Raw genomic sequence first — 24,919 nt, forward strand, 5'->3', positions numbered from 1 at the left:
TCCCCGATCAGGCGACCGGGGAAGGGTAGAGGTTAATGCGCGCGGCCTTGCTCAACGCCAAAGCCTGTCTGGGAACGGATAAACTGCGCACGGAACAGTTCACGCTCACGCGCCCCTTCCGCTGAATTATCGGTTGCCGAGAAGAACCAGATGCCGAGGAATGCCACGGTGATCGAGAACAGCGCCGGGTATTCATACGGGAAGATGGCTTTTTCGTGACCGAGGATCTGTACCCAAATAGTAGGGCCGAGGATCATCAGTACCACCGCAGTAATCAATCCTAACCAGCCGCCCAGCATCGCACCACGCGTGGTCAGTTTCGACCAGTACATAGAAAGCAGAATGATTGGGAAGTTACAGCTCGCCGCGATGGCAAACGCCAGACCCACCATGAAGGCGATGTTCTGATTCTCAAACAGGACGCCGAGGATAATGGCAATCACGCCCAAAATTAGCACGGTGATTTTCGATACCCGCAGCTCTTCACGTTCGGTCGCGCCTTTTTTGAAGACGTTGGCGTACAGGTCATGCGAAACCGCCGATGCACCTGCCAGCGTCAGACCCGCAACCACAGCGAGGATGGTGGCGAAAGCAACCGCTGAAATAAAGCCGAGGAACAGGTTACCGCCTACCGCATTGGCCAGGTGAACCGCCGCCATGTTGTTACCGCCAATCAGCGCCCCTGCCGCGTCTTTATAGGCCGGATTCGCACCGACCAGCATGATCGCGCCAAAACCGATAATAAAGGTCAGGATATAGAAGTAACCCATAAATCCGGTGGCGTAGAACACGCTCTTACGCGCTTCACGGGCATCGCTGACCGTAAAGAAACGCATCAGAATATGCGGCAAGCCAGCCGTACCAAACATCAGTCCCAGCCCCAGCGACAGCGCGGAGATCGGATCTTTCACCAGCCCGCCCGGCTTCATGATGTCGACACCTTTCGGGTGCACCGCCATCGCTTCGCTGAACAGATTGTTGAAGCTAAAGCCGACATGTTTCATCACCATAAAGGCCATAAAGCTGGCACCGAACAGCAACAGTACGGCTTTGATAATCTGTACCCAGGTGGTCGCCAGCATTCCGCCGAACAGGACGTACATCATCATCAGTACGCCGACCAGAACCACCGCAATGTGATAGTTAAGGCCAAACAGCAGTTCGATCAGTTTACCTGCGCCTACCATCTGGGCGATGAGGTAAAGCGCCACGACTACCAGAGAACCACAGGCCGAAAGAATACGGATTGGCCCCTGCTTCAGACGGTAAGAAGCTACATCTGCAAAGGTATAGCGACCGAGGTTACGCAGACGTTCGGCAATCAGGAACAGAATGATCGGCCAGCCCACCAGGAAGCCCAGCGAGTAAATTAAGCCGTCATAGCCGGAGGTAAACACCAGCGCGGAGATGCCCAAAAATGAGGCGGCAGACATATAGTCACCCGCAATCGCCAGCCCGTTCTGGAAACCGGTGATATTGCCGCCTGCGGTGTAGTAGTCATTACGAGAACGTACACGTTTTGACGCCCAGTAGGTAATGCCGAGCGTAAACACGACGAAAATCAGGAACATAATGATCGCTTGCCAGTTCGTTGGCTGGCGCTCTACGGCCCCGCTAATAGCATCCGCCGCGTTAGCTGCGAAAGGGAGTGTGGCGGCAAGCGCCGTCAGAACTCTTTTCATGATGCTTGTACCTCATGCAGGACTTCATTATTAAGACGGTCAAATTCGCCGTTCGCCCGCCAGATGTAGATACCAGTGAGAACAAAGGAGATCACAATCACTCCAACACCGACTGGAATCCCGCGTGTGACGCTGGTGTTCGGGTTCAGCGGCGTGCCCAGCCAGCCGGGCGCGAAGGCGATCAGTAAAATAAAGCCGATATAAACTGCCAGCATAATAATCGACAGGATGGTGGCAAACCGTTGCCGTTTTTCGACTAACTCCCTGAAATGCGCATTGTCTTCTATCCGCTGATAAATAGTGCCATTCATCACAGATTCTCCAGAGGTAATGTAGGGATTGTTTTAATTCCTGCTCCCTTATGGGAGAAGGTTAACGCTCAGGTAACCCATCGCCTGATGCGCCGCTGTTGCGTCTTATCCGACCTACAGCCGTTGCCGAATGTAGGCAGGATAAGGCGTTTACGCCGCATCCGGCGCTTGTTGTCGGATGCGCCGCTGTTGCGTCTTATCCGACCTACAGCCGTTACCGAACGTAGGCTGGATAAGGCGTTTACGCCGCATCCGGCAATTGAGGGTTACGATGGCATTGCGATAGCCTGCTTCTCTTCAAGCAGCTTCTCGACCACGCCTGGATCGGCAAGCGTCGAGGTATCGCCCAGGTTGCTGGTATCGCCCGCCGCAATTTTGCGCAGAATACGGCGCATAATTTTGCCGGAGCGGGTTTTAGGCAGGGAGTCGGTCCAGTGCAGCACGTCTGGCGTTGCCAGCGGGCCAATCTCTTTACGCACCCAGTTGCGGACTTCTGCGTACAGTTCTGGTGACGGTTCCTCCCCGTGATTAAGCGTGACGTAGGCGTAAATCGCCTGACCTTTAATATTGTGCGGAATACCCACCACGGCGGCTTCGGCTATCTTTGGATGCGCCACCAGCGCCGACTCAATCTCCGCTGTCCCCAGGCGGTGACCGGAGACGTTCAACACGTCGTCCACGCGCCCGGTGATCCAGTAATAGCCATCTTCATCACGACGCGCGCCGTCGCCGCTGAAATACATATTTTTGAAGGTGGAGAAGTAGGTCTGCTCAAAACGCTCGTGATCGCCAAACAGCGTGCGCGCCTGACCCGGCCAGGAGTCGGTGATCACCAGGCTGCCTTCGGTAGCGCCTTCCTGCGGGTTACCTTCGTTATCGACCAGCGCCGGTTGCACGCCGAAGAACGGACGCGTAGCAGAACCAGCTTTCAGCTCGGTAGCGCCAGGCAGCGGGGTGATCATGAAACCGCCGGTTTCGGTCTGCCACCAGGTATCAACCACCGGGCATTTCTCATTGCCGATCTTCTTCCAGTACCACTCCCACGCTTCCGGGTTAATTGGCTCGCCCACGGAACCGAGAATGCGCAGTGACGAACGGTCGGTGCCTTCAATCGCTTTATCACCTTCCGCCATCAGCGCACGAATCGCCGTGGGCGCGGTATAGAGAATATTGACCTGATGCTTGTCCACCACCTGCGCCATACGGGCAGGCGTCGGCCAGTTCGGTACGCCTTCAAACATCAGTGTGGTCGCCCCACAGGCCAGCGGGCCATACAACAAATAACTGTGTCCGGTAACCCAGCCCACATCGGCGGTGCACCAGTAGATATCGCCCGGATGATAATCAAAGACATATTTAAAGGTCAGCGCCGCGTACACCAGATAACCGCCGGTAGTGTGCAGCACGCCTTTCGGCTTACCGGTAGAACCGGAGGTGTAGAGAATAAACAACGGATCTTCGGCGTTCATCTCTTCCGCCTGGTGCTGATCGCTCGCTTGCTCAACCAGGTCGTGCCACCACAGGTCGCGCCCTTCCTGCCAGTCAATTTTCCCGCCAGTACGCTTCAGTACAACCACATGTTCAATGCTGGTGACGTTCGGATTTTTCAGCGCGTCATCGACGTTTTTCTTCAGCGGAATGCTGCGCCCGGCGCGTACACCTTCGTCGGAAGTGATCACCAACCGTGAGTTAGAATCAATAATGCGTCCGGCAACGGCTTCCGGCGAGAAGCCGCCGAATATCACCGAATGCACCGCGCCAATGCGGGCGCAGGCCAGCATCGCGACTGCGGCTTCTGGCACCATCGGCATATAAATCGCCACCACATCACCTTTTTTAATGCCCAGCCCGAGCAGGGTATTGGCGAAGCGGCAGACGTCGCGGTGCAGCTCTTTATAGCTGATATGTTTGCTCTGGCTGGCGTCGTCGCCTTCCCAAATGATGGCGGTACGATCGCCGTTTTCTTGCAGATGGCGGTCAAGGCAGTTTGCCGCCAGATTCAGCGTGCCGTCCTCGTACCATTTAATGGACACATTACCGGGGGCAAAGGAGGTGTTTTTCACCTTCTGGTAGGGTTTGATCCAGTCGAGAATTTTTCCCTGTTCGCCCCAGAAGGTATCAGGTGCGTTAATAGATTGTTGATACATCGCCTCGTACTGCTGAGGGTTTATCAGGCAATGGTCTGCGATGTTGGCAGGAATGGTGTGTTTGTGAATTTGACTCATGCTTTTGTTCTCCTTGTAGGATGTTAATAATATGTGTCATAAGCGTTAAATGTAGGGGTATTGGCAGTTTTGTTTAGTATTTGGGCGACAGATCACGCAAAAGTAGAATTGTGCAAATAAACGGCAGGGTAATTTTTGAAGGCCACCAACAAAAGTTGATTAATTCTTTGAGGAACATGCAGTTATGCATGCTGTTGAAAACGAGGAAGATACCGGCTAACTCTAAAGTGGTATTTTACATGCACTTACAATTGATTAAAGACAACATTCTGAGTGTGGTTATTTGTTACACATAGGGGCGAGCAATGTCATGACAGTGTAGGTGCGGTTACTGTCGTGAAAAACAATAAAAACCGCCATTGCAACAATGGCGCAATTCGGATGAAGCCCCTATGACAAGGATAAAAATAAACGCACGCCGTATCTTCAGCTTATTGATTCCTTTTTTCTTTTTCACTTCTGTTCACGCTGAACAAACGGCCGCTCCCGCGAAATCTGTAACTGTGGAAGCGAAGAATGAAACCTTTGCCCCGCAGCACCCCGATCAATATCTCTCCTGGAAAGCCACCTCGGAACAATCAGAGCGTGTTGACGCACTGGCGGAAGATCCACGTCTGGTGATCCTGTGGGCGGGATATCCCTTCTCACGCGATTACAACAAGCCGCGCGGACATGCCTTTGCTGTGACCGATGTGCGTGAAACTTTGCGTACCGGTGCGCCGAAAAATGCCGAAGATGGCACGATGCCAATGGCCTGCTGGAGCTGTAAAAGCCCGGATGTGGCGCGTCTGATCCAGAAAGACGGCGAAGATGGCTACTTCCACGGTAAATGGGCGCGCGGCGGCCCGGAAATCGTCAACAATTTAGGTTGTGCCGATTGCCATAACACCGCTTCGCCAGAGTTCGCCAAAGGCAAACCGGAGTTAACCCTTTCACGTCCGTATGCGGCTCGTGCGATGGAAGCGATTGGTAAACCTTTTGAGAAAGGCGGACGCTTCGACCAGCAGTCAATGGTCTGCGGTCAATGCCACGTGGAGTATTACTTTGACGGTAAAGATAAGGCCGTTAAATTCCCGTGGGATAACGGCATGAAAGTCGAAAACATGGAGCAGTATTACGACAAAATTGCCTTTTCTGACTGGACTAACTCCCTGTCGAAAACGCCAATGCTGAAAGCGCAGCACCCGGAATATGAAACCTGGAGTGCGGGCATTCACGGCAAAAATAACGTGACCTGTATCGACTGTCACATGCCGAAAGTGCAGAACGCCGAAGGCAAACTCTACACCGACCATAAAATTGGTAATCCGTTTGATAACTTCGCCCAGACTTGTGCGAACTGCCATACCCAGGACAAAGCTGCCTTGCAAAAAGTGGTCGCGGAACGTAAGCAGTCGATTAACGACCTGAAAATCAAGGTTGAAGATCAACTGGTTCACGCTCACTTCGAAGCGAAAGCGGCGCTGGATGCAGGCGCGACGGAAGCCGAAATGAAGCCGATTCAGGACGATATCCGTCATGCTCAGTGGCGTTGGGATCTGGCGATCGCTTCCCACGGCATTCATATGCACGCGCCGGAAGAAGGTCTGCGGATGCTTGGCACGGCGATGGATAAAGCGGCGGATGCGCGTACCAAACTGGCGCGTTTGCTGGCGACCAAAGGCATCACCCATGAAATCCAGATCCCGGATATCTCGACCAAAGAGAAAGCCCAGCAGGCAATTGGCCTGAACATGGAGCAAATCAAGGCCGAGAAGCAGGACTTCATCAAAACGGTGATCCCGCAGTGGGAAGAGCAGGCACGTAAAAACGGTCTGTTAAGCCAATAACCCCCGTTCCGCCTCGCAAGGGGCGGAAAACACAATGGAGTGAATATGAGCGTATTACGTTCGTTATTAACTGCCGGGGTGCTGGCGTCGGGCCTGTTGTGGAGCCTGAACGGAATTACCGCTACCCCTGCGGCGCAGGCATCTGAAGATCGCTACGAAGTTACCCAGCAGCGTAACCCGGATGCCGCCTGTCTGGACTGTCATAAGCCAGACACCGAAGGTATGCATGGAAAACATGCTTCCGTTATCAACCCAAATAATAAACTGCCGGTTACCTGCACCAACTGTCACGGCCAGCCGTCACCGCAACACCGTGAAGGGGTGAAAGATGTGATGCGCTTTAACGAGCCGATGTACAACGTTGGTGAGCAGAACAGCGTTTGTATGTCCTGCCATCTGCCGGAACAGTTGCAAAAAGCGTTCTGGCCGCACGATGTCCACGTGACCAAAGTGGCGTGCGCTAGCTGCCATTCCCTGCATCCACAGCAAGATACGATGCAGACGTTAAGTGACAAAGGACGGATTAAGATTTGCGTCGATTGCCACAGCGATCAGCGCACCAATCCGAACTTTAACCCGGCGTCTGTTCCGTTGCTTAAGGAGCAGCCATGACCTGGTCACGTCGCCAGTTTCTCACCGGCGTCGGCGTGCTGGCAGCCGTCAGCGGCACCGCAGGGCGCGTGGTGGCGAAAACGTTGAATATCAATGGCGTGCGTTACGGTATGGTGCATGATGAGTCGTTATGCATCGGCTGTACCGCCTGTATGGATGCTTGTCGGGAAGTGAACAAGGTGCCGGAAGGTGTCTCGCGCCTGACGATTATTCGTAGCGAGCCACAGGGCGAATTTCCTGATGTGAAATATCGCTTCTTCCGTAAATCTTGCCAGCACTGCGACCATGCGCCGTGCGTTGACGTCTGCCCGACAGGTGCGTCTTTTCGCGATGCCGCCAGCGGGATTGTCGATGTTAATCCGGATCTCTGCGTCGGTTGTCAGTACTGCATCGCCGCCTGTCCGTACCGCGTGCGCTTTATCCATCCGGTCACAAAGACGGCGGACAAATGTGATTTCTGCCGTAAGACCAATTTGCAGGCCGGTAAGCTGCCCGCGTGCGTCGAGGCTTGTCCGACGAAGGCGCTGACGTTTGGCAATCTGGACGATCCCAACAGTGAGATTTCGCAATTGCTGCGCCAGAAGCCCACTTACCGCTACAAGCTGGCGCTGGGAACCAAACCGAAGCTGTACCGCGTACCGTTTAAATACGGGGAGGTGAGCCAATGACGCAGGCTTCCGCATTTCATTTTGAATCGCTGGTGTGGGACTGGCCGATTGCCATCTATCTGTTTTTGGTGGGGATTTCTGCCGGACTGGTGACGCTGGCGGTGTTGCTGCGTCGCTTCTACCCGCAGGCGGGCGGCGCAGACAGTACGTTGCTGCGTACCACGCTGATTGTCGGGCCCGGCGCGGTGATCCTCGGTCTGTTGATCCTCGTCTTCCACCTGACGAGACCGTGGACTTTCTGGAAGCTGATGTTCCACTACAGTTTTACCTCGGTGATGTCGATGGGGGTAATGCTGTTTCAGCTCTACATGGTGGTGCTGGTGCTGTGGCTGGCGAAAATCTTTGAACATGATTTGCTTGCCCTGCAACAACGCTGGTTGCCGAAGCTGGGGATCGTGCAAAAGGTTCTGAACCTGCTGACGCCCGTTCATCGCGGACTGGAAACGCTGATGCTGGTGCTGGCGGTGCTGCTGGGGGCTTATACTGGCTTTCTGCTGTCGGCGCTGAAATCGTATCCGTTCCTCAATAACCCGATCCTGCCGGTGCTGTTCCTCTTTTCCGGCATCTCGTCCGGTGCGGCAGTGGCGCTGATCGCCATGGCGATACGCCAGCGCAGTAATCCGCATTCCACGGAAGCGCACTTTGTTCACCGTATGGAAATCCCCGTGGTATGGGGCGAAATCTTCCTGCTGGTGGCGTTTTTCGTCGGTCTGGCACTGGGCGATGACGGTAAAGTGCGTGCGCTGGTGGCGGCGTTGGGCGGCGGTTTCTGGACGTGGTGGTTCTGGCTTGGTGTTGCCGGGCTGGGGCTGATTGTGCCAATGCTGCTCAAATCGTGGGTGAATCGCAGTTCCGGCATTCCTGCCGTGCTGGCGGCGTGTGGAGCCAGCCTGGTCGGTGTATTGATGCTGCGCTTTTTCATTCTCTACGCCGGACAGTTGACGGTGGCGTAAACCAGAAAAGAGGTGGTTTCTGGACGTATTCCTTCCTGAAGTCGGTTTTCTGGCGTTGTTGTTAAGTCTTGGGGTCAATGTGTTGACCCCGTTAACGACCTTCGCGGGAGTGCGGTTGCGCTGGCCTGCCATGATGCGACTCACTTGCATCGGCATTCTGGCGCAGTTCGCGCTCCTGCTGCTCGCCTTTGGCGTGCTGACATACTGTTTTCTCATCAGCGATTTCTCGGTCATTTATGTCGCCCAACATAGCTACAGCCTGCTGTCGTGGGAACTCAAACTGGCGGCGGTGTGGGGCGGTCATGAAGGTTCGTTGCTACTTTGGGTGTTGTTACTTTCCGCCTGGAGCGCGCTGTTTGCCTGGCATTATCGGCAGCAAACCGATCCGCTATTTCCGCTGACGTTAGCCGTTTTATCTCTCATGCTCGCCGCACTGTTGCTGTTTGTGGTGCTGTGGTCCGATCCCTTTGTGCGGATATTCCCGCCAGCAATTGAAGGTCGCGATCTCAATCCGATGCTGCAACATCCCGGTCTTATCTTTCATCCACCGCTGCTTTATCTCGGCTATGGCGGTTTGATGGTGGCGGCGAGCGTGGCGCTGGCGAGTTTACTGCGCGGCGAGTTTGATGCGGCCAGCGCCCGAATTTGCTGGCGCTGGGCACTACCTGGCTGGAGCGCATTAACGGCGGGGATCATCCTCGGTTCCTGGTGGGCCTATTGCGAACTGGGCTGGGGCGGCTGGTGGTTCTGGGATCCGGTGGAAAACGCCTCTTTATTACCCTGGCTTTCTGCCACTGCGCTGCTGCACAGTTTGTCCCTGACACGCCAGCGGGGGATTTTCCGCCACTGGTCGCTGCTGCTGGCGATAGTTACCCTGATGTTGTCATTGCTGGGCACGTTGATTGTCCGTTCTGGCATTCTGGTTTCGGTTCATGCGTTCGCGCTGGATAATGTCCGCGCTGTACCGCTGTTTAGCCTGTTTGCGCTGATTAGCCTTGCGTCTCTGGCGCTGTATGGCTGGCGGGCGCGGGACGGTGAGCCGGTGGGGCGTTTTTCGGGTTTATCGCGAGAAATGTTAATCCTCGCAACGCTGCTGCTGTTTTGCGCGGTGCTACTGATCGTGCTGGTGGGAACGCTTTATCCGATGATTTACGGCCTGCTGGGCTGGGGACGCCTCTCCGTTGGTGCGCCGTATTTTAATCGCGCAACGTTACCGTTTGGCCTGTTGATGCTGGTGGTGATTGTGCTGGCGAAGCTTGTCTCTGGCAAACGCGCGCAGCTTCCGGCGCTGGTAGCTCATGCGGGCGTGCTGTTTTTTGCCGCCGGGATCGTGGTCTCCAGCGTCAGCTGTCAGGAGATCAGCCTGAATTTACAGCCGGGTCAGCAGGTGACGCTGGCAGGATACACCTTCCGTTTTGAACGCCTCGATCTACAAGCCAAAGGCAATTACACCAGCGAAAAAGCGGTAGTGGCGCTGTTTGACCATCAGCAACGCATTGGTGAACTGACGCCGGAGCGGCGTTTTTACGAAGCACGTCGCCAGCAAATGATGGAGCCGTCAATTCGCTGGAACGGCATCCATGACTGGTATGCGGTCATGGGAGAAAAAACCGGGCCGGATCGCTATGCATTTCGTTTGTATGTACAAAGCGGTGTGCGCTGGATTTGGGGGGGAGGATTGTTGATGATTGCGGGCGCGTTATTAAGCGGATTGCGGGGGAGGAAGCGCGATGAATAAAGGGCTTCTCACTTTGCTGCTGCTGTTCGCCTGTTTTGCGCGCGCTCAGGTCGTAGACACCTGGCAATTCGCCAATCCGCAACAACAGGAACAGGCGTTAAGTATTGCCAGTCAGTTACGCTGTCCGCAGTGCCAGAATCAGAACTTACTGGAATCCAATGCGCCGGTGGCAGTCAGTATGCGTCATCAGGTTTACAGCATGGTGGCGGAGGGGAAAAGCGAAGCTGAAATCATTGGCTGGATGACCGAACGCTACGGTGATTTTGTTCGCTATAACCCACCGCTGACCGGTCAGACGCTGCTCCTGTGGGCGCTACCAGTGGTGCTGTTACTGCTGATGGTGCTGATCCTCTGGCGGGTGAGGGTGAAGCGATGAAAAATCCTCAAATACCGGTAAAAATGCTGGTAACACTCGCGATTTTGATGGTATTTGTCTGTGTCGGCGGTTATCTGTTAAGCCCAAAATGGCAGGCGGTACGTGCGGAGTATCAGCGTCAGCGCGATCCGCTACATCAGTTTGCCAGCCAGCAAACCCCGGAAGCACAGCTTCAGGCATTGCAGGATAAAATTCGTGCTAATCCACAAAACAGCGAACAGTGGGCGTTACTGGGCGAGTACTATCTGTGGCAAAACGATTACAGCAATTCGCTGCTGGCGTACCGTCAGGCGTTGCAACTACGTGGTGAGAACGCTGAACTGTATGCGGCGCTGGCGACGGTGCTTTATTACCAGGCCAGCCAGCATATGACCGCCCAGACTCGCGCGATGATCGACAAAGCTCTCGCGCTGGACGAAAACGAAATCACCGCCCTGATGCTGCTGGCTTCCGATGCGTTTATGCAGGCGAATTACGCGCGAGCCATCGAACTATGGCAAAAAGTGATGGATCTCAACTCACCCAGGGTCAACCGGACACAGTTGGTTGAGTCGATTAATATGGCAAAACTCCTTCAACGGCGATCGGATTAATCATTCGGTGTTGCAGATTATGTTATTGAGCTGCGTAAAAAATAATCGAATGAACACATGTAAAAAATAATCACCATTAACAATTATTGCAGATTAAACAAATAAAAATCTTTCCATAACAAATGGTTATTCATATAACCTGTCATAAACTCGCGTTATTATGCATTAATGCAGCGAAAAGCTCTGTTGTTAAAGGGTTGCGCAACATACCGCGCAAATGATACTGATCATAAGCGTTAAAAAAATCTACAAACCAACGCAACACAATTCATGCCCTGGCAGTATGTCACGTTCTCGCGTTTCTGAGCGGGGAACGGCGCTCCATTGAGGAAGTCATTCATATGAAAAATATAAAATTCAGCCTGGCCTGGCAGATTCTGTTTGCTATGGTGCTGGGCATTCTCCTGGGAAGCTACCTGCACTACCATAGCGACAGTCGCGAATGGCTGGTCGTCAATTTGCTCTCTCCGGCGGGTGATATCTTCATCCACCTGATCAAAATGATTGTTGTGCCGATTGTTATCTCCACGTTGGTGGTTGGGATTGCAGGTGTTGGTGATGCTAAACAGCTCGGGCGTATTGGCGCGAAAACCATTATCTACTTTGAAGTGATCACCACCGTCGCCATCATTCTGGGGATCACTCTGGCAAACGTCTTCCAGCCCGGTTCCGGTGTTGATATGTCGCAGTTGGCGACCGTTGATATATCGAAATATCAGAGCACCACGGAAGCAGTGCAAAGCAGTTCCCACGGCATTATGGGCACTATTTTGTCGCTGGTGCCGACGAACATTGTGGCGTCGATGGCGAAAGGCGAAATGCTGCCGATCATTTTCTTCTCGGTGCTGTTTGGTCTGGGGCTTTCCTCCCTGCCAGCGACGCATCGTGAACCGCTGGTGACCGTGTTCCGCTCCATCTCTGAAACCATGTTTAAAGTGACTCACATGGTGATGCGTTACGCGCCGATTGGGGTGTTCGCGTTGATTGCGGTGACGGTGGCTAACTTCGGTTTCTCTTCCCTGTGGCCGCTGGCGAAGCTGGTGCTGCTGGTGCATTTCGCCATTCTGTTCTTCGCGCTGGTGGTGCTGGGAATTGTGGCGCGTCTGTGCGGGTTGAGCGTCTGGATCCTGATTCGCATTCTGAAAGATGAGCTGATTCTGGCGTACTCCACTGCCAGCTCTGAAAGCGTGCTGCCGCGAATTATTGAGAAGATGGAAGCCTACGGTGCACCGGCGTCGATCACCAGTTTCGTGGTGCCGACCGGTTACTCCTTTAACCTCGATGGTTCGACGCTGTATCAAAGTATTGCCGCTATCTTTATCGCGCAGTTGTATGGCATTGACCTTTCCATCTGGCAGGAAATCATTCTGGTGCTGACGCTGATGGTGACCTCGAAAGGGATTGCAGGCGTGCCGGGCGTGTCGTTTGTGGTGCTGCTGGCAACGCTGGGGAGCGTGGGTATTCCGCTGGAAGGCCTGGCGTTTATTGCCGGTGTTGACCGTATCCTCGACATGGCGCGTACCGCGCTGAACGTGGTGGGTAATGCGCTGGCGGTGCTGGTGATTGCCAAGTGGGAACACAAATTTGACCGCAAAAAGGCGATGGCCTATGAACGTGAAATGCTGGGCAAATTTGATAAGACTGCGGATCAGTAATTGAAGATTGCCGGGAGGTTATATCCACCCGGCAATGTGTGGATGCCTGATGCGACGCTTAACGCGTCTTATCAGGCCTGGCTTAGCCGTTGGTTAATTTCTCAAACTCTTCACATCCGGTATCAAACCCTTCCATACAGCTCAGGTTCAACCAATGCAGCGCCTTTTGTTTGTTCTTCTCGATAAAACCCTCTTCACCGTTTAAGAACATCATCCCCGCCCAGTACTCGGAATAACCGGTACGGGAAATCGCGGAGCTGCGTTTGAAATACCAGGTTGCTTTGTCATCGTCAGCGGTAATGCCCACGCCGTTGGCGTAAATCAAGCCAAGCAGCATCTGGGCATCAACGGCAGTATCATTCTCTAAATCTTCCGAGGCGTTTTCTAACAGCGAAATCGCCTTCGGATAATCTGGTTTACCCGCCTGGCTATTAACCAGAATATGCGCCAGCGTCACTTCACCTTCTTTACTGCCCGCCTGCGCTGCTTTCTCGGCAAGAACTTTTGCTTGTGGATAGTCCAGACTGACCGGATTGGTGATTTTGATCTGCGCTAACAGCGCGCAGGCATCGGCATCACCGCTGTCAGCGGCTTTCTGTGCCCAATATTCGGCTTTGCTCAAATCGCCGGAGCTAAACCAGCTATCGGCAAGAAAATATTGTGCGCGTCGGTCTCCGGCCTCTGCTGCCTTTACATACTGGCTGCCGGGTTCGGAGTCGTTTGCGTGGGCAAAGAATGTCAAAAACAACATCAATGCGATAATTTTTTTCATTTTGATAATACGATTGGGTAGGGAATAGTCAGTATAGAGAGTTCGAATCGATAAAAAAACAGCCTCCGAAAGGAGGCTGTAAGAGGGACTGATTTACGCCAGCGCCGCTTCGCGCAGGCGAGTTTTCAACTTGTTGTACTCGTCAATCACGTACTGCTCGGCGGCGCGCTGATCGGCGATCGGCTCGACGCGCACGGCGCAGTATTTGTACTCCGGCGTTTTCGTAATCGGGCTTAAGTTCTCGGTGACCAGCTCGTTACAGGCACCAATCCACCACTGGTAGGTCATGTAAATCGCCCCTTTGTTCGGACGATCGCTGACCTGTGCGCGGGTGATAATTTTGCCTTTACGCGAGTGCACCCAAACCAATGCCTCATCTTCAATACCCAGACGTTTGGCGTCTTCGGTATTGATTTGTGCGTAGCCAGGTTCATCAGCCAGCGCCGCCAGTGCTGCACAGTTACCGGTCATCGAACGGCAAGAGTAGTGACCAACTTCACGCACCGTTGACAGTACCATCGGGTACTCGTCGGTGAGTTTGTCGATTGGCGCTACCCAGTCGCAGGTGAAGAACTGCGCCAGACCGTTCGGGGTATCAAACTTCTCTTTAAACAGATAAGAAGTCCCCTGATCGGCATCTGATGTATCGCGGCAAGGCCACTGAATGAAGCCCAGTTCGCCCATTTTCTCGTAAGTCGCACCGTAGAAATCCGGGCACAGATGACGCAACTCATCCCAGATCTCCTGGGTGTTGTTGTAGTGCATCGGATAACCCATACGGGTGGCGATTTCACTGATGATTTGCCAGTCCGTTTTCAGATCCCACTTCGGTTCAACCGCTTTGAAGAAACGCTGGAAGCCACGGTCAGCCGCAGTGTAGACACCTTCATGTTCGCCCCACGAGGTTGACGGTAAAATAACATCCGCCGCCGACGCGGTTTTGGTCATAAAGATATCCTGGACGATGACCAGTTCCAGATCTTCAAAGGCTTTACGTACTGCCGACAGTTCCGCATCAGTTTGCAGCGGGTCTTCGCCCATAATGTACGCCGCACGGACTTCGCCATGTGCCGCACGGTGCGGCAGCTCGCTGATGCGATAGCCGGTATGAGCAGGCAGGCTTTCCACGCCCCAGGCTTTGGCGAATTTCTCGCGGTTAGCCGGATCTTTCACGTACTGGTAGCCAGGGTACGTATCTGGCAGCGCGCCCATATCGCAGGCACCCTGCACGTTGTTCTGACCACGAACCGGGTTAACGCCCGCATGTGGCTTACCGAGGTTACCGGTCAGCATTGCGAGGCTGGTCAGAGAACGTACGGTTTCCACGCCCTGATAGAACTGGGTAACACCCATGCCCCACAGAATGGATGCGCTTTCGGCCTGGGCATACATCCGCGCTGCCTGACGAATCTCACTGGCGCTGACGCCGGTGATATCTTCAACCGACTCCGGCGTGTAGCCTTCAACGATTTTACGATACTCTTCAAAGCCTTCTGTGCGAGAAGCGACGAACGCTTTGTCGTACAGATTTTCTTCAATAATGACATGTCCCATCGCATTCAACAGCGCGATGTTCGAGCCGTTTTTCAGTGCGATGTGCATGTCAGCAATGCGCGCGGTTTCAATTTTACGCGGATCGCAGACGATAATTTTCGCCCCGTTACGTTTAGCGTTAATCACATGATTCGCCACGATCGGGTGGGAATCTGCCGGGTTGTACCCGAAAACGAACACTAAATCGGTATTATCAATTTCGTTAATGGCATTGCTCATTGCGCCGTTACCGACCGATTGGTGCAGACCTGCAACCGATGGGCCGTGTCAGACGCGAGCGCAGCAGTCAACGTTATTAGTACCAATAACGGCGCGCGCAAATTTTTGCATTACATAGTTGGTTTCGTTACCCGTACCACGCGAGGAGCCGGTCGTCTGGATGGCATCCGGACCGTACTTCTCTTTGATGGCGCTCAGGCGCTCGGCAACGTAATTCAGTGCCTCATCCCAGGAAACAGGTTCGAGTTTGCCGCCACGCTGGCGACGGATCATGGGGGTTTTCAGGCGCGGGGTCAGGATCTGGGTATCGTTAATGAAATCCCAGCCATAATAACCCTTCAGACACAGAGTACCCTGGTTGGTTTTCCCCTGCGCTGCCTCCGCCCGGACGATTTTGCCGTTATCGACGACCAGGTTGATTTTGCAACCTGATGCGCAATATGGGCAAACCGTGACGACTTTTTTCATCGGTCTCGCTCCAGTTAATCAAATCACGCATACGCGCTCTCGACTACAGTATGCATCTTTTATGCCACATTTTATTTGGGGACATTCCTTGATATTACGGGCACTATTTATTCAAAACTCTGACGAAAAACAGGCTGTCGTCAGTTTTGACGTGACGAAACGAAATACCGCGTGACAGCCATCACGCGGCAGACATTTTATTTTTTCTCGGTGATGGGAGCCGCCTGATACCCGCCGCCCAGCGATTTCATCAACTGAATGCTTTGGATCACGCGGCGGCTATCCAGCATCAGTAATGACATCTCTTCGGCAAGCACCGGCAATTCGGCTTCGGTTGCCTGTAAGCGGCTGGTTAAACCGCGCTTGTAGGCGGCGTCGGCGGCGCGCTGGGTGAAGCGGGTCGCTTCTACGCGTTCTGCCTGCATCTCCCGCTCGTCATTCAGCGTTTGCAGACGCGTGCCATTGACTGCAACGTCGCGCACTGCGTTCAGCACGGACTGGTTGTAACGTTCAATCATCATGTTGCTGGCGGCACGAGTGCCTTCGAGATTGGCATTCAACCGCCCACCGTCAAACAGCGGCAGTTTCAGACCCGGAATGAAGTTGAACTGGCGACTGGTTTTTTTGAATAAGGTATCCAGGTGGATGGAATCCAGGCCGAAAAACGCTTTGATATCAAAGCTTGGGTAGAACAGCGCCCGTGCGGAATCTACCTGATTTAATGACGCCTGAACATACCAGCGCATGGCTTGCAGATCCGGACGTCTGGCGAGCAACTCATAAGAGAGTGTCGCCGGAATGCCGGTCTGGACTTGCGGTAATGCCACCGGTTTGATCTCCGGCATATCGCTGCCGCCCGCGCCAGTCAATGCACGCAGAGATTCTCGCGTTTCAGTGATTTGCCCTTTGACGGCAGCAATTTGTTTATCGACCGCCAGAATCTGCGCCCGCGCGCCGTGGAACGGTACTTGCGCTTCCAGACCGTGCGCCACTTTACTCTGGTGCGCTCTCACCGCGTAATCAATCACGCTGCGGGTTTGCTCTAACAGATCGAGCATCTGGTAGCTGGCCTGCATACTGTAATAAAGCTGCGCTACGCCTGTAGTGAGCGACAGTTCCACTGCCGCAGTTTCTGCCAGCGCGGCGTTATGCGCGCCAATGGCGGCGGCAACCGCTGAGCGATGTACGCCCCATAAATCGAGATCCAGTCCAGCAAACAAACCTACGGTGGCTTCGGTGTAGTACGGACCATCCATTCCCAGTGCGGGCGCATCCATCGCATAAGGGCTTAAAAAGCCGTTGGCAGAGACGCGCTGGCGGTTGAGCATCCCTAACGCCGCCACCTGCAATTGTGAACCAGCATCTAACAAATCTGCCTGCGACTGCGCTTTTTCTTCCCGCAATTTCGCTTCGGCGAGGGTGTGAGAACCGCTTAACGTCCGTTGGATCAGCGCATCCAGTTGTGGATCATTAAACTCTCTCCACCACTGCGCTTGCGGCCAGCCGGAACTGGCAAGATGAATATCATCGGCAAGTTTGATCTGCTCTGGTTTAAGCTGTTGATGAGGGGCTGAATCCTTACGCACTAACGCACAGCCGGAAATCAGCGTCGCGCTGCCGAGAATGCTGCACAACAACAAGCGTGAAAGTTGACGATTGATCATTGAGTGGCTCCTTGTGCCTGTTCCGTGGCGGGCGTTAATGCCGGGGCTGTCCAGTCTGGCAAGCGGGCGATGAGCTGACAGACGTGTTGCTCCTGCTTTAATAAGGTGGGCAGGATGGCCTGCGAGGCGGGTATCTCTTCAAGCGTTATCAGGGGAGAATGGCTGAGTGCGGTTGCCAGACCGGCAGCGTATTTCTCCAGTGCATCGGCAAAGTGGCTGGCTCTGTCCGGCTGGAGCGCGTGATCAAGCGCCTGAGCCGAGTTCCAGGTGGCATCCCAGGCGTGAAGAATGTCGCGTCCCTGACGAATAACTGTTTGCGAGCGTTCAATCAGTAAGGCGCGTTCATTGCCATCCAGTTGACGTTCAAGCGCCACGCGTTGGCACATTTCTTCACAGGCATTAAACGCCGCATGTAGACCTATACGAATTTGCAGATAAGTGCGCAGAGCCGTGACTTCCTGTTGGCGCGGGATACGCATCAGTTTGCTTAACATACCCAGGGCGCCAGCCAGTTTTTGCGGCAGTGCGCGCGCTTCGCTTTCAGGCCAGACAAAGGTGTAAATCACCGCCGATACCGCCGTACCGATAAGAATGCCGATGGCACGATCGCGTATTTCCACCAGGTCGTAAACCGGACCAAAGACGTTTTCGAGCGTGGCGAGAGCAAAGGTCACCACCATCTGCGTGCCGATATAAGAAGAACGCTCAGAGCTGGTGGCGAACCACGCGCCCACCAGGAAAATCGGTGCCAGTACGAGCAGCAATTCGACAATATTGTCCAGCCAGGGCATGACCAGTAGCGTAAACAGCAACGCCAGAATTGCACCGCAAAAAGCTCCGCCAAAACGTAGCGCCATCTTCTGGTACGAAGAACCGATATTGGGGTTAGCGACGATCACGCAGGTCAGCATACAGGTGTGAATGCCTTCCCAGTCCACGCCGCTGTAGAAGGTGTAACAGATCAAACAGGCCAGCAGCGTTTTTACCGCGTAACGCATATAGTCCGGATTAGTAAAGGCATCGGCGACCATTGACGGCGGTTTGGCGGCGGGCGTTGGCGGCGTGTGCGGGTCCATCTGACCAAGCTGTAACAGTGTCTGGCAGATATTCTCCAGGTTACATTCCCGTGCCGCCATCGCTTCATCTTCACTAAGCCGCCAGTCGCTTTGCCAGCACTGCCCTTTGGCAATGGCATGTTGCAGCTTGTTGATTTCAGAGGCTAATTTTTGCCGAAACTCAATGATTACCTGCGAATCAGCAAAAGAGGTGGGATCGTAGCGATTCAGCGTTGAGTAAATGTAGGTTACCGTTGCCACACAGCTTTGCCACCATGCGCTATGGGTTCGCCAGTCGGCGTCGTCCGCGAGGCAAAAGACATTCAGTTTTTGCAGCGCCAGCGCCTCTCTTTCAATCCGCGTTTCGGGTAGCGGCGCAAGACTTTCTGTCAGGTGACGTACCGCGTCATCAAGCCGATCATTAAGCGCCTGATGCATCTGCGTAATGGCGCGGCTGGGAAACCACAGCACGCCGATTAACGTCATCAATAAGGTTGGATAGAGGCCGACAACGATACACCACAGCGTTAAACGCACGACCACTTCCGGATAGTCGAGCATGGCGGGGAAGGTTTGCCCGTAAATAGCGACAATGGCGACAGCGAAAAAGACCAGTCCCAGCCGATGGGTGCGCATCAAAAACATACAGCCCATCAGGACAGGACCTGCGATGATCAATCGGATCAACGGTTCGCCGTATGACCATTTGTAGATCAAAAACAAGCTGCCGATCTCCAGCACCGTGGCAACCACAAACAAGATCGCCACAAATTTGGTGTAAAACGCGTTCGACTGAATACCGTAAAACAGCACCGCCAGTGATAACGCCACGAAGGGGATCTCGAAGGTCATTGAGATCAGAATCACCAGCAGGCAGCCTACCCAGAGCTGCACGGTCTGCGGCACACGACCAGGCCGCCGCTCGCTTAACTCTTCATGAAAGAACGCCAGCAGCCTGACCACCGGTAATGGCAGGGAGTTGAGGGCGCTCATTATTGCGGCTCAAGATTAGCGACTGCCGACGCGCCGATGCGAAACATTTCCGGGTCAGGTTTATCGACCATGATTTTGACCGGAAAACGCTGGGCGACGCGGACCCAGTTAATAGAGCGAGACACTTTCGGCAGGCCGCCAAGCACCAGACCGCCGTCATCCGGCAGCACGCCGTAGCCAATGGAATCCACTTTACCCTCGAAGGTTTTGCCGCTGTCGCTCATCAGGCGAATTGTCGCAGGCGTACCAGCATGAATATTTTTCAGATCGGTTTCGCGGAAGTTGGCAATAACGTACCAGTGACGGGTGTCGATTAGCGTGAAAATAGGGCGCATGGCAGAAGCAAATTGCCCAACCGAGGTTTTGAGGGAAATGACCCGACCATCAAACGGCGCGCGAACGGTTGCCATTTCCAGATGCAGTTTGGTCAGCGCGATATCCGCTTCCACCGCTGCACGTTGGGCGACCAGCGCATCGACGCCGCTGACGCCGCTGGCGGCTGACTGCGCCTGCAACAATACGGCATTAAGGTCGGCCTCGGCAGCGCGCTGTGCGGTTCTCGCACGGTCAACTTCTTCAGCAGAAACAAAACCTTCTTTCAGTAATGGCTCGGTACGGTGCAATGTATCGCTGGCCTGTTTAGCGGCGGCGCGGGCTTTTTCTACCGTGGCGTTAACTGAGTCGGCGCCAAACTGTTGGGCGTTAACGCTACGCTGAGTGAGCATAATTTGCTTATCCAGTGCGGCGAGGGAGGCTTCGGCTTTCGCCAGATTCGCTTCGTACGGGCGAGGATCGATACGAAACAGCAAATCGCCCTGTTTGACTGCCTGGTTGTCTGTGACTGCCAGTTCCACAATACGACCGCTGACTTCCGGCACAACATCGATGGTATCGGCAGAAGCATAAGCGTCGTTGGTTGATGGCGCACTGTCTACGCGCCAGATAACGAAAACGAGGGCAACCAGCGCCAGCGCAACGACCAGCAGGGCAGGGATCTTACTGCGAGGAGCTTTTTTCGGCGTACTTTCCATGAGCGCATCTCAAATAGATTAGAAAAATGCCAGCCAGAACAGCATGGCGTAGAGAGCAAAAAGGGCGGTATAAATAATTCCGACAAATGCCAGATTGATATTTGCCCTCTGAATAATTCGCCTCGTGATGAGTGTCACAATAAGGCTGGCGATAGCGCAGAAAAACCAGCTGGGATAATAAGCGCCAATCACCGGGATCGCCGGAGATAATGAGCATCCCGAAACCATGATGACGGGAATTATCCAGGCTGCTTTTTTGAATTGCATCACCATGCGAGAGAGAACTGTTGGCATAATAAATACATCCTGTCTGCTGCGAACAATATCTGTAGTGAATATCAATATCCATTGAAGGCGTCAGTATGGCTTCATTCTTGATGAATAAAAATAGCTTTATTCAGCCACCGCATTCATAACTTATATATATTGTGTATTAATTTGCTGCATATATTTTTAATATAAATGCTTTCGGGGGCTTGAACGCCCCCGAGAATGAGTGGAATTAATTCGGGGTTACGATATTCACCCACAAATCAAAATTATCCAGACAAGCAATAATTTCTTCCAGTTTCGCACCATTGCCAATAATTTTGGCTTTCTTCGCTTTTACCAGATCCGCCATTTTCGCCTGTCCGGTCAGCACGGCGTGCAGATCTTCACGGTTAATGTAGAAAGAGGCGTCGGCTTGTGGTTGCAGCGTTTTACGGTAGTTAAGCACGCTATCGTTCAGGGTCAGGTTGAGGTTATCGCCGTTACTCATATTGAAGTTCAGGCTGATATTCTTCCCGGCGGCTTTTTCGCTATCGAGGCGAACAGCCATAAAGTCGAACAGCATTTCGACCGACATCCCGCGAATGGTATCCGGAGAACCGGTGGTGCCGTGGCTGAACTTATGTACCCCTTCGCGCAGCTCTTTCGCGCCAGTCAGGTAGAAACCGCGCCAGGTGGCGGACTCCGCCTGATAACCAAGCTGTTCAAAGTTACTGGCTTGCAGATTCTTCGCTACCTGATCACCAGGATTGGCGGCAATCACCTGTTTCAGCAGTTCTGCCGACCAGCGATAATCACCCTGCTTGTTCGCTTCTTGCGCCAGGTTGATGACGCGTGCGGAACCGCCCAGCGCCTGCACATAACGTTTACCCATCTCCACCTGTCCATACGGATGCAGGTTTGCCGGGTTACCGTCGTAATAGCCGAGATAGAAGTTATATACCGCACGGGCGTTGTGGCTGACAGAACCGTAATAGCCACGGCTGGCCCAGTTATTGGCGAGCGTTGGCGGCAGCTTAATCATGTCGCCGATTTCATTCATGGTGTAGCCCTGGTTTGCCAGGTGCAGGGTCTGGTCGTGAATATACTTGATGGTATCGCGATATTTACCAATATAATCATTGATATGCTTATTGCCCCATACCGGCCAGGTGTGCGGCATAAACAGGACTTCTGCTTCGTTACCCCACATATCCAGCGTTTCGTTCAGATACTCGGTCCACTTGCTGGTATCGCGGGTTTTCGCGCCGCGCAGAGTGTAGAAGTTGTGCAGGGTATGCGTGGCGTTCTCGGCGGTACACAGGGCTTTCAGGGCCGGAATATAGAAGTGCATTTCCGCTGGTGCTTCGCTACCTGGGGTCATCAGGAAGTCAAACTCCAGACCGTCGATAATCATCTTCTCGCCAGTTCTGACGATAGTTTTGGTTGGCGCAATAATGCTTGGGTCACCGGTTGCCAGCGTCACGCCAAGGCCATTACCCACGTTGCCCTGCGCGTTGTGCGGCAGTAACAGGCCGTAAGAGTAGAGCGCACGGCGGCTCATAATATTACCCGCCAGTACGTTTTCGCTGATGGCTTCGTCCATAAAGCCAGCAGGGGCAATCACCTGAACTTTGCCCGATTTAACATCAGCTTCAGAGATAATGCCTTTCACACCGCCATAGTGGTCGGTGTGGCTGTGGGTGTAGATAACCGCAACAATCGGTTTTTGCGGACGATGCTGGAAGTAAAGGTCAAGTGCGGCTTTTGCGGCTGGTGGCGTCACCAGCGGGTCGATAACAATAATGCCTTTCTCGCCTTCCACGAACGTAATGTTGGAGATGTCCTGACCACGCACCTGATACATTTTATCGGTGACTTTGAACAGGCCAGAAATACCGTTGATCTGCGACTGACGCCACAGGCTGGGGTTTACCGTTTCCGGCGCAGCGGCATTAATATCAAATTTGTAATCATCCGCGCGGTAGTAAACTTTGCCGTTCGCATCACGCAGAATACCTTCATCGAGCAGCGGGGCGATAAATCCACGCTGGGCATCGTCAAAATCCTGACGATCGCTAAACGGTAATGATTTGGCGTAATTCTGATTTACCTGTTGCGTATATTGAGTGGCGGCTTTCGCTTCATCTGTTGCGTAAGCGGTATTTACCATCATGCTGCTGGCGGCGGTTAAGGCAATAACAATCCTGCTCAAACGGAATAACTGAGAGTTATTCATATAAATCTCCATTTATCATTTATGTCGTAAATATGTAGTCCATGCAAAATACGTCATTTAAAGCTGGCGTTATCATAATTGGGAAACGACGACTTTAATAAACGGAAGTGTGAGCGGAACGAGCCATTTTATTAGGCATTTGTGCTGAAGGTGAAAAAGTACGGCATATCTATTAACAATATCAATAATGTGACATGAATTATATTTTCATTATATATATTGCTTTCCTCTTTCACTTCGCCAGGAAGTACGCACAATGATTAATCAGGCGAATAATGCGGAGTGTAACCATGAAACCCGTGGTGCTGGTGGTGGATGATGACGCGGCTATCTGTGCACTGTTGCAGGACGTGTTAAGCGAACATGTCTTTACGGTTTCAGTCTGCCATACCGGACAGGAGGCAATATCGTGTATTGAAGGCGATCCTGATATTGCGCTGGTGGTGCTGGATATGATGTTGCCTGATACCAACGGCCTGATGGTATTACAACAACTACAGAAAATGCGTCCTGCATTGCCGGTGGTGATGCTGACCGGTCTGGGCAGTGAGTCTGATGTGGTGGTCGGGCTGGAAATGGGCGCGGATGATTACATCTGCAAGCCATTTACCCCACGGGTAGTGGTCGCGCGACTAAAAGCGGTGTTACGGCGCGTTGGCGTGCTGGCGGTCAATGAGGAGAAAAATGCCGGGCTATCATTTAATGGCTGGTATCTCGATACCACACGCTGCCAGCTACACAATCCGCGACAGCAACTTGTTGAGCTGACTCAGGGCGAATATGGCTTGTTGCTGGCACTGGCACAAAACGCCCGTCGGGTATTGAGCCGCGAGCAGTTGCTGGAGTTTACCCATAGTGACAGCATAGAGGTGTTTGATCGCACCATCGACGTATTAATCATGCGACTACGACGCAAAATCGAACTGAACCCGCATCAGCCAATGTTGATTAAAACTCTGCGCGGTCTGGGTTATGTCTTCGCTGCCGACGTGCATTAATCCGACATTTCTGTTTGCAGCTCTTCCAGTGTTTTTGCCCCGTCGATGGCGTTGGCGCATAACAGGCTCGCGCGCGCACAGGCATGTGCCAGTTTGATGCTCTCGGTAAGCGTCCAGCGTTCGTGGCAGCCATACAAAAATCCGGCACAAAACGCATCACCCGCGCCGACGCTACCGATAATCTCGCGCGGTTCTAATTTCCGTGAGGGTATCCACATGCCGCCCTGTTCTGGCGTCTCTCCCCATGCGCCTTCCGCGCAGTGAATCACCACGCGCTGGCGCACGCCCGCATCTAACAGTTCGCGCGCGGCGGCGGCAATATGCGCGATATGTGGCTCGCCGTTAGGCAAACGAATCTCCAGCCCGCTAAATTCCCCGGCCTCCAGTTCGTTAATCACCAGATAATCCAGATGACGCAACGCGGGCAATACCAGCGGCTGATAGCGCGGATCGCCCTTGCGGGAAACCAGATCGAGACAGGTTTCATAGCCAGCGTCATGCATCTGCGCCAGCAGGCGGGCGCTGCGAGTGCCATAAACATCGTCTGGCATATCCAGGCTTTCGAGCAACAGCAGATAACCGAGATGGAAGATTTTCATGCTGCTATCAAGCTGGTCGAACGCCGGAAGATCCAGCAGCCGGTTAGCGCCCGGTGAATGGAAAAAGGTGCGCTGTCCGCTGGGATCGGTCATCACCTGCGACATCGACGTCGGCGCAAAAGTGGTGCGCTGCACATGCTGGCGATTGACGTGATATTGCTCCAGCATTGCCATAATGTAATCGCCGTCGCTGTCCTGACCGATTAGCCCGACCGCCTGCAAAGGCAGCCCGGCGCGCATTTTCGCCAGCGTCAGCAGGACGTTAAGCGGTGCGCCACCGGTGGAGCGTTCGCTGTGGGTGATCTCAGCCAGCCAGCCGCGCTCCGGCCACTGGATAATCTGGTGGACGTGGTCAACCAGCATATTTCCTGCTGCGATAATACCTTTACGTTCCATCATGCCAGCTCCTGGATTAGCTAATGCGTTGTCGCCGGGC

20 protein-coding genes are annotated in these 24,919 nt (G+C 53.6%); 9 read left to right on the plus strand and 11 right to left on the minus strand.

Translation table 11 applies throughout. The features are described from left to right. Positions 1-32: 32 nt before the first annotated feature. The 3 genes from actP to acs all read right to left on the minus strand — a co-directional run bounded on the left by actP (position 33) and on the right by acs (position 4,218). Positions 33-1,682 (minus strand): cation/acetate symporter ActP, encoded by a 1,650-nt coding sequence (actP, locus tag HEM79_RS11890; RefSeq protein ID WP_000832546.1) that lies wholly within the window; start codon positions 1,680-1,682, stop codon positions 33-35. Continuing rightward, positions 1,679-1,993, minus strand: a complete 315-nt coding sequence (locus HEM79_RS11895; RefSeq protein ID WP_001296646.1) for a DUF485 domain-containing protein — start codon at positions 1,991-1,993, stop codon at positions 1,679-1,681. Before HEM79_RS11895 ends, actP begins: the two co-directional genes overlap by 4 nt. A 266-nt stretch (positions 1,994-2,259) precedes the next feature. After that, entirely contained in the window at positions 2,260-4,218 is a 1,959-nt protein-coding gene (acs, locus tag HEM79_RS11900) for an acetate--CoA ligase (protein WP_176243093.1), read from the minus strand. Positions 4,219-4,610: 392 nt separating this feature from the next. On the opposite strand from acs, the gene nrfA reads away from it, so the two are divergent. From nrfA to gltP, 8 genes are all read left to right on the plus strand, one after another. Then, a complete protein-coding gene (nrfA, locus tag HEM79_RS11905) occupies positions 4,611-6,047 on the plus strand; it encodes an ammonia-forming nitrite reductase cytochrome c552 subunit (RefSeq protein WP_176243092.1) in 1,437 nt (478 codons plus the stop codon). A gap of 45 nt (positions 6,048-6,092) precedes the next feature. Then, positions 6,093-6,659, plus strand: coding sequence for a cytochrome c nitrite reductase pentaheme subunit (gene nrfB / locus HEM79_RS11910; protein WP_010354304.1), 567 nt, complete (start codon positions 6,093-6,095; stop codon positions 6,657-6,659). Further along, positions 6,656-7,327 (plus strand): cytochrome c nitrite reductase Fe-S protein, encoded by a 672-nt coding sequence (gene nrfC / locus HEM79_RS11915; RefSeq protein ID WP_000220281.1) that lies wholly within the window; start codon positions 6,656-6,658, stop codon positions 7,325-7,327. Before nrfB ends, nrfC begins: the two co-directional genes overlap by 4 nt. Beyond that, positions 7,324-8,280 (plus strand): cytochrome c nitrite reductase subunit NrfD, encoded by a 957-nt coding sequence (nrfD, locus tag HEM79_RS11920; RefSeq protein WP_176243091.1) that lies wholly within the window; start codon positions 7,324-7,326, stop codon positions 8,278-8,280. The genes nrfC and nrfD overlap by 4 nt, the downstream gene beginning before the upstream one ends. Before the next feature lie 19 nt (positions 8,281-8,299). Continuing rightward, a complete protein-coding gene (locus HEM79_RS11925; protein WP_176243101.1) occupies positions 8,300-10,018 on the plus strand; it encodes a heme lyase CcmF/NrfE family subunit in 1,719 nt (572 codons plus the stop codon). Next, positions 10,011-10,394 carry a heme lyase NrfEFG subunit NrfF gene (gene nrfF, locus HEM79_RS11930; protein WP_176243090.1) on the plus strand — a complete coding sequence of 128 codons (384 nt, stop codon included), beginning with the start codon at positions 10,011-10,013 and terminating at the stop codon, positions 10,392-10,394. Before HEM79_RS11925 ends, nrfF begins: the two co-directional genes overlap by 8 nt. Beyond that, entirely contained in the window at positions 10,391-10,987 is a 597-nt protein-coding gene (gene nrfG, locus HEM79_RS11935; protein WP_176243089.1) for a heme lyase NrfEFG subunit NrfG, read from the plus strand. Before nrfF ends, nrfG begins: the two co-directional genes overlap by 4 nt. A gap of 341 nt (positions 10,988-11,328) precedes the next feature. After that, on the plus strand, positions 11,329-12,642 hold the full coding sequence (gene gltP / locus HEM79_RS11940) for a glutamate/aspartate:proton symporter GltP (protein ID WP_021551536.1): 1,314 nt from the start codon (positions 11,329-11,331) through the stop codon (positions 12,640-12,642). 82 nt (positions 12,643-12,724) lie between these two features. Here the strand turns inward: gltP and yjcO are convergent, their stop codons facing one another. The 7 genes from yjcO to yjcS form a co-directional block, all read right to left on the minus strand. Continuing rightward, a complete protein-coding gene (yjcO, locus tag HEM79_RS11945) occupies positions 12,725-13,414 on the minus strand; it encodes a Sel1 family TPR-like repeat protein YjcO (protein WP_105280899.1) in 690 nt (229 codons plus the stop codon). A 93-nt stretch (positions 13,415-13,507) separates the two neighbouring features. After that, entirely contained in the window at positions 13,508-15,655 is a 2,148-nt protein-coding gene (gene fdhF, locus HEM79_RS11950) for a formate dehydrogenase subunit alpha (RefSeq protein WP_077629246.1), read from the minus strand. Positions 15,656-15,852: 197 nt separating this feature from the next. Further along, entirely contained in the window at positions 15,853-17,319 is a 1,467-nt protein-coding gene (gene mdtP, locus HEM79_RS11955; protein WP_176243088.1) for a multidrug efflux transporter outer membrane subunit MdtP, read from the minus strand. Next, positions 17,316-19,367, minus strand: coding sequence for a multidrug efflux transporter permease subunit MdtO (gene mdtO, locus HEM79_RS11960; protein ID WP_176243087.1), 2,052 nt, complete (start codon positions 19,365-19,367; stop codon positions 17,316-17,318). Before mdtO ends, mdtP begins: the two co-directional genes overlap by 4 nt. Next, positions 19,367-20,398: a multidrug efflux transporter periplasmic adaptor subunit MdtN gene (mdtN, locus tag HEM79_RS11965; RefSeq protein ID WP_000446396.1), complete on the minus strand. Its 1,032-nt coding sequence runs from the start codon at positions 20,396-20,398 to the stop codon at positions 19,367-19,369. The genes mdtO and mdtN overlap by 1 nt, the downstream gene beginning before the upstream one ends. An 18-nt stretch (positions 20,399-20,416) precedes the next feature. After that, a complete protein-coding gene (locus HEM79_RS11970) occupies positions 20,417-20,692 on the minus strand; it encodes a YtcA family lipoprotein (protein ID WP_010344852.1) in 276 nt (91 codons plus the stop codon). Between the two features lie 208 nt (positions 20,693-20,900). Further along, positions 20,901-22,886 carry an alkyl sulfatase YjcS gene (yjcS, locus tag HEM79_RS11975; protein WP_176243086.1) on the minus strand — a complete coding sequence of 662 codons (1,986 nt, stop codon included), beginning with the start codon at positions 22,884-22,886 and terminating at the stop codon, positions 20,901-20,903. A gap of 290 nt (positions 22,887-23,176) precedes the next feature. Here yjcS and HEM79_RS11980 point away from each other — a divergent pair, with 290 nt between their 5' ends. Then, positions 23,177-23,884: a response regulator transcription factor gene (locus HEM79_RS11980; protein ID WP_000805927.1), complete on the plus strand. Its 708-nt coding sequence runs from the start codon at positions 23,177-23,179 to the stop codon at positions 23,882-23,884. Here HEM79_RS11980 and HEM79_RS11985 read toward each other — a convergent pair. Continuing rightward, positions 23,881-24,882, minus strand: a complete 1,002-nt coding sequence (locus HEM79_RS11985) for a carbohydrate kinase family protein (RefSeq protein ID WP_000970595.1) — start codon at positions 24,880-24,882, stop codon at positions 23,881-23,883. The genes HEM79_RS11980 and HEM79_RS11985 overlap by 4 nt on opposite strands. Between the last annotated feature and the right edge of the window lie 37 nt (positions 24,883-24,919).

The organism is Escherichia sp. 93.0816 (genome assembly GCF_013368855.2).
In the GTDB taxonomy this organism is placed as follows: Bacteria; Pseudomonadota; Gammaproteobacteria; order Enterobacterales; family Enterobacteriaceae; genus Escherichia; species Escherichia ruysiae.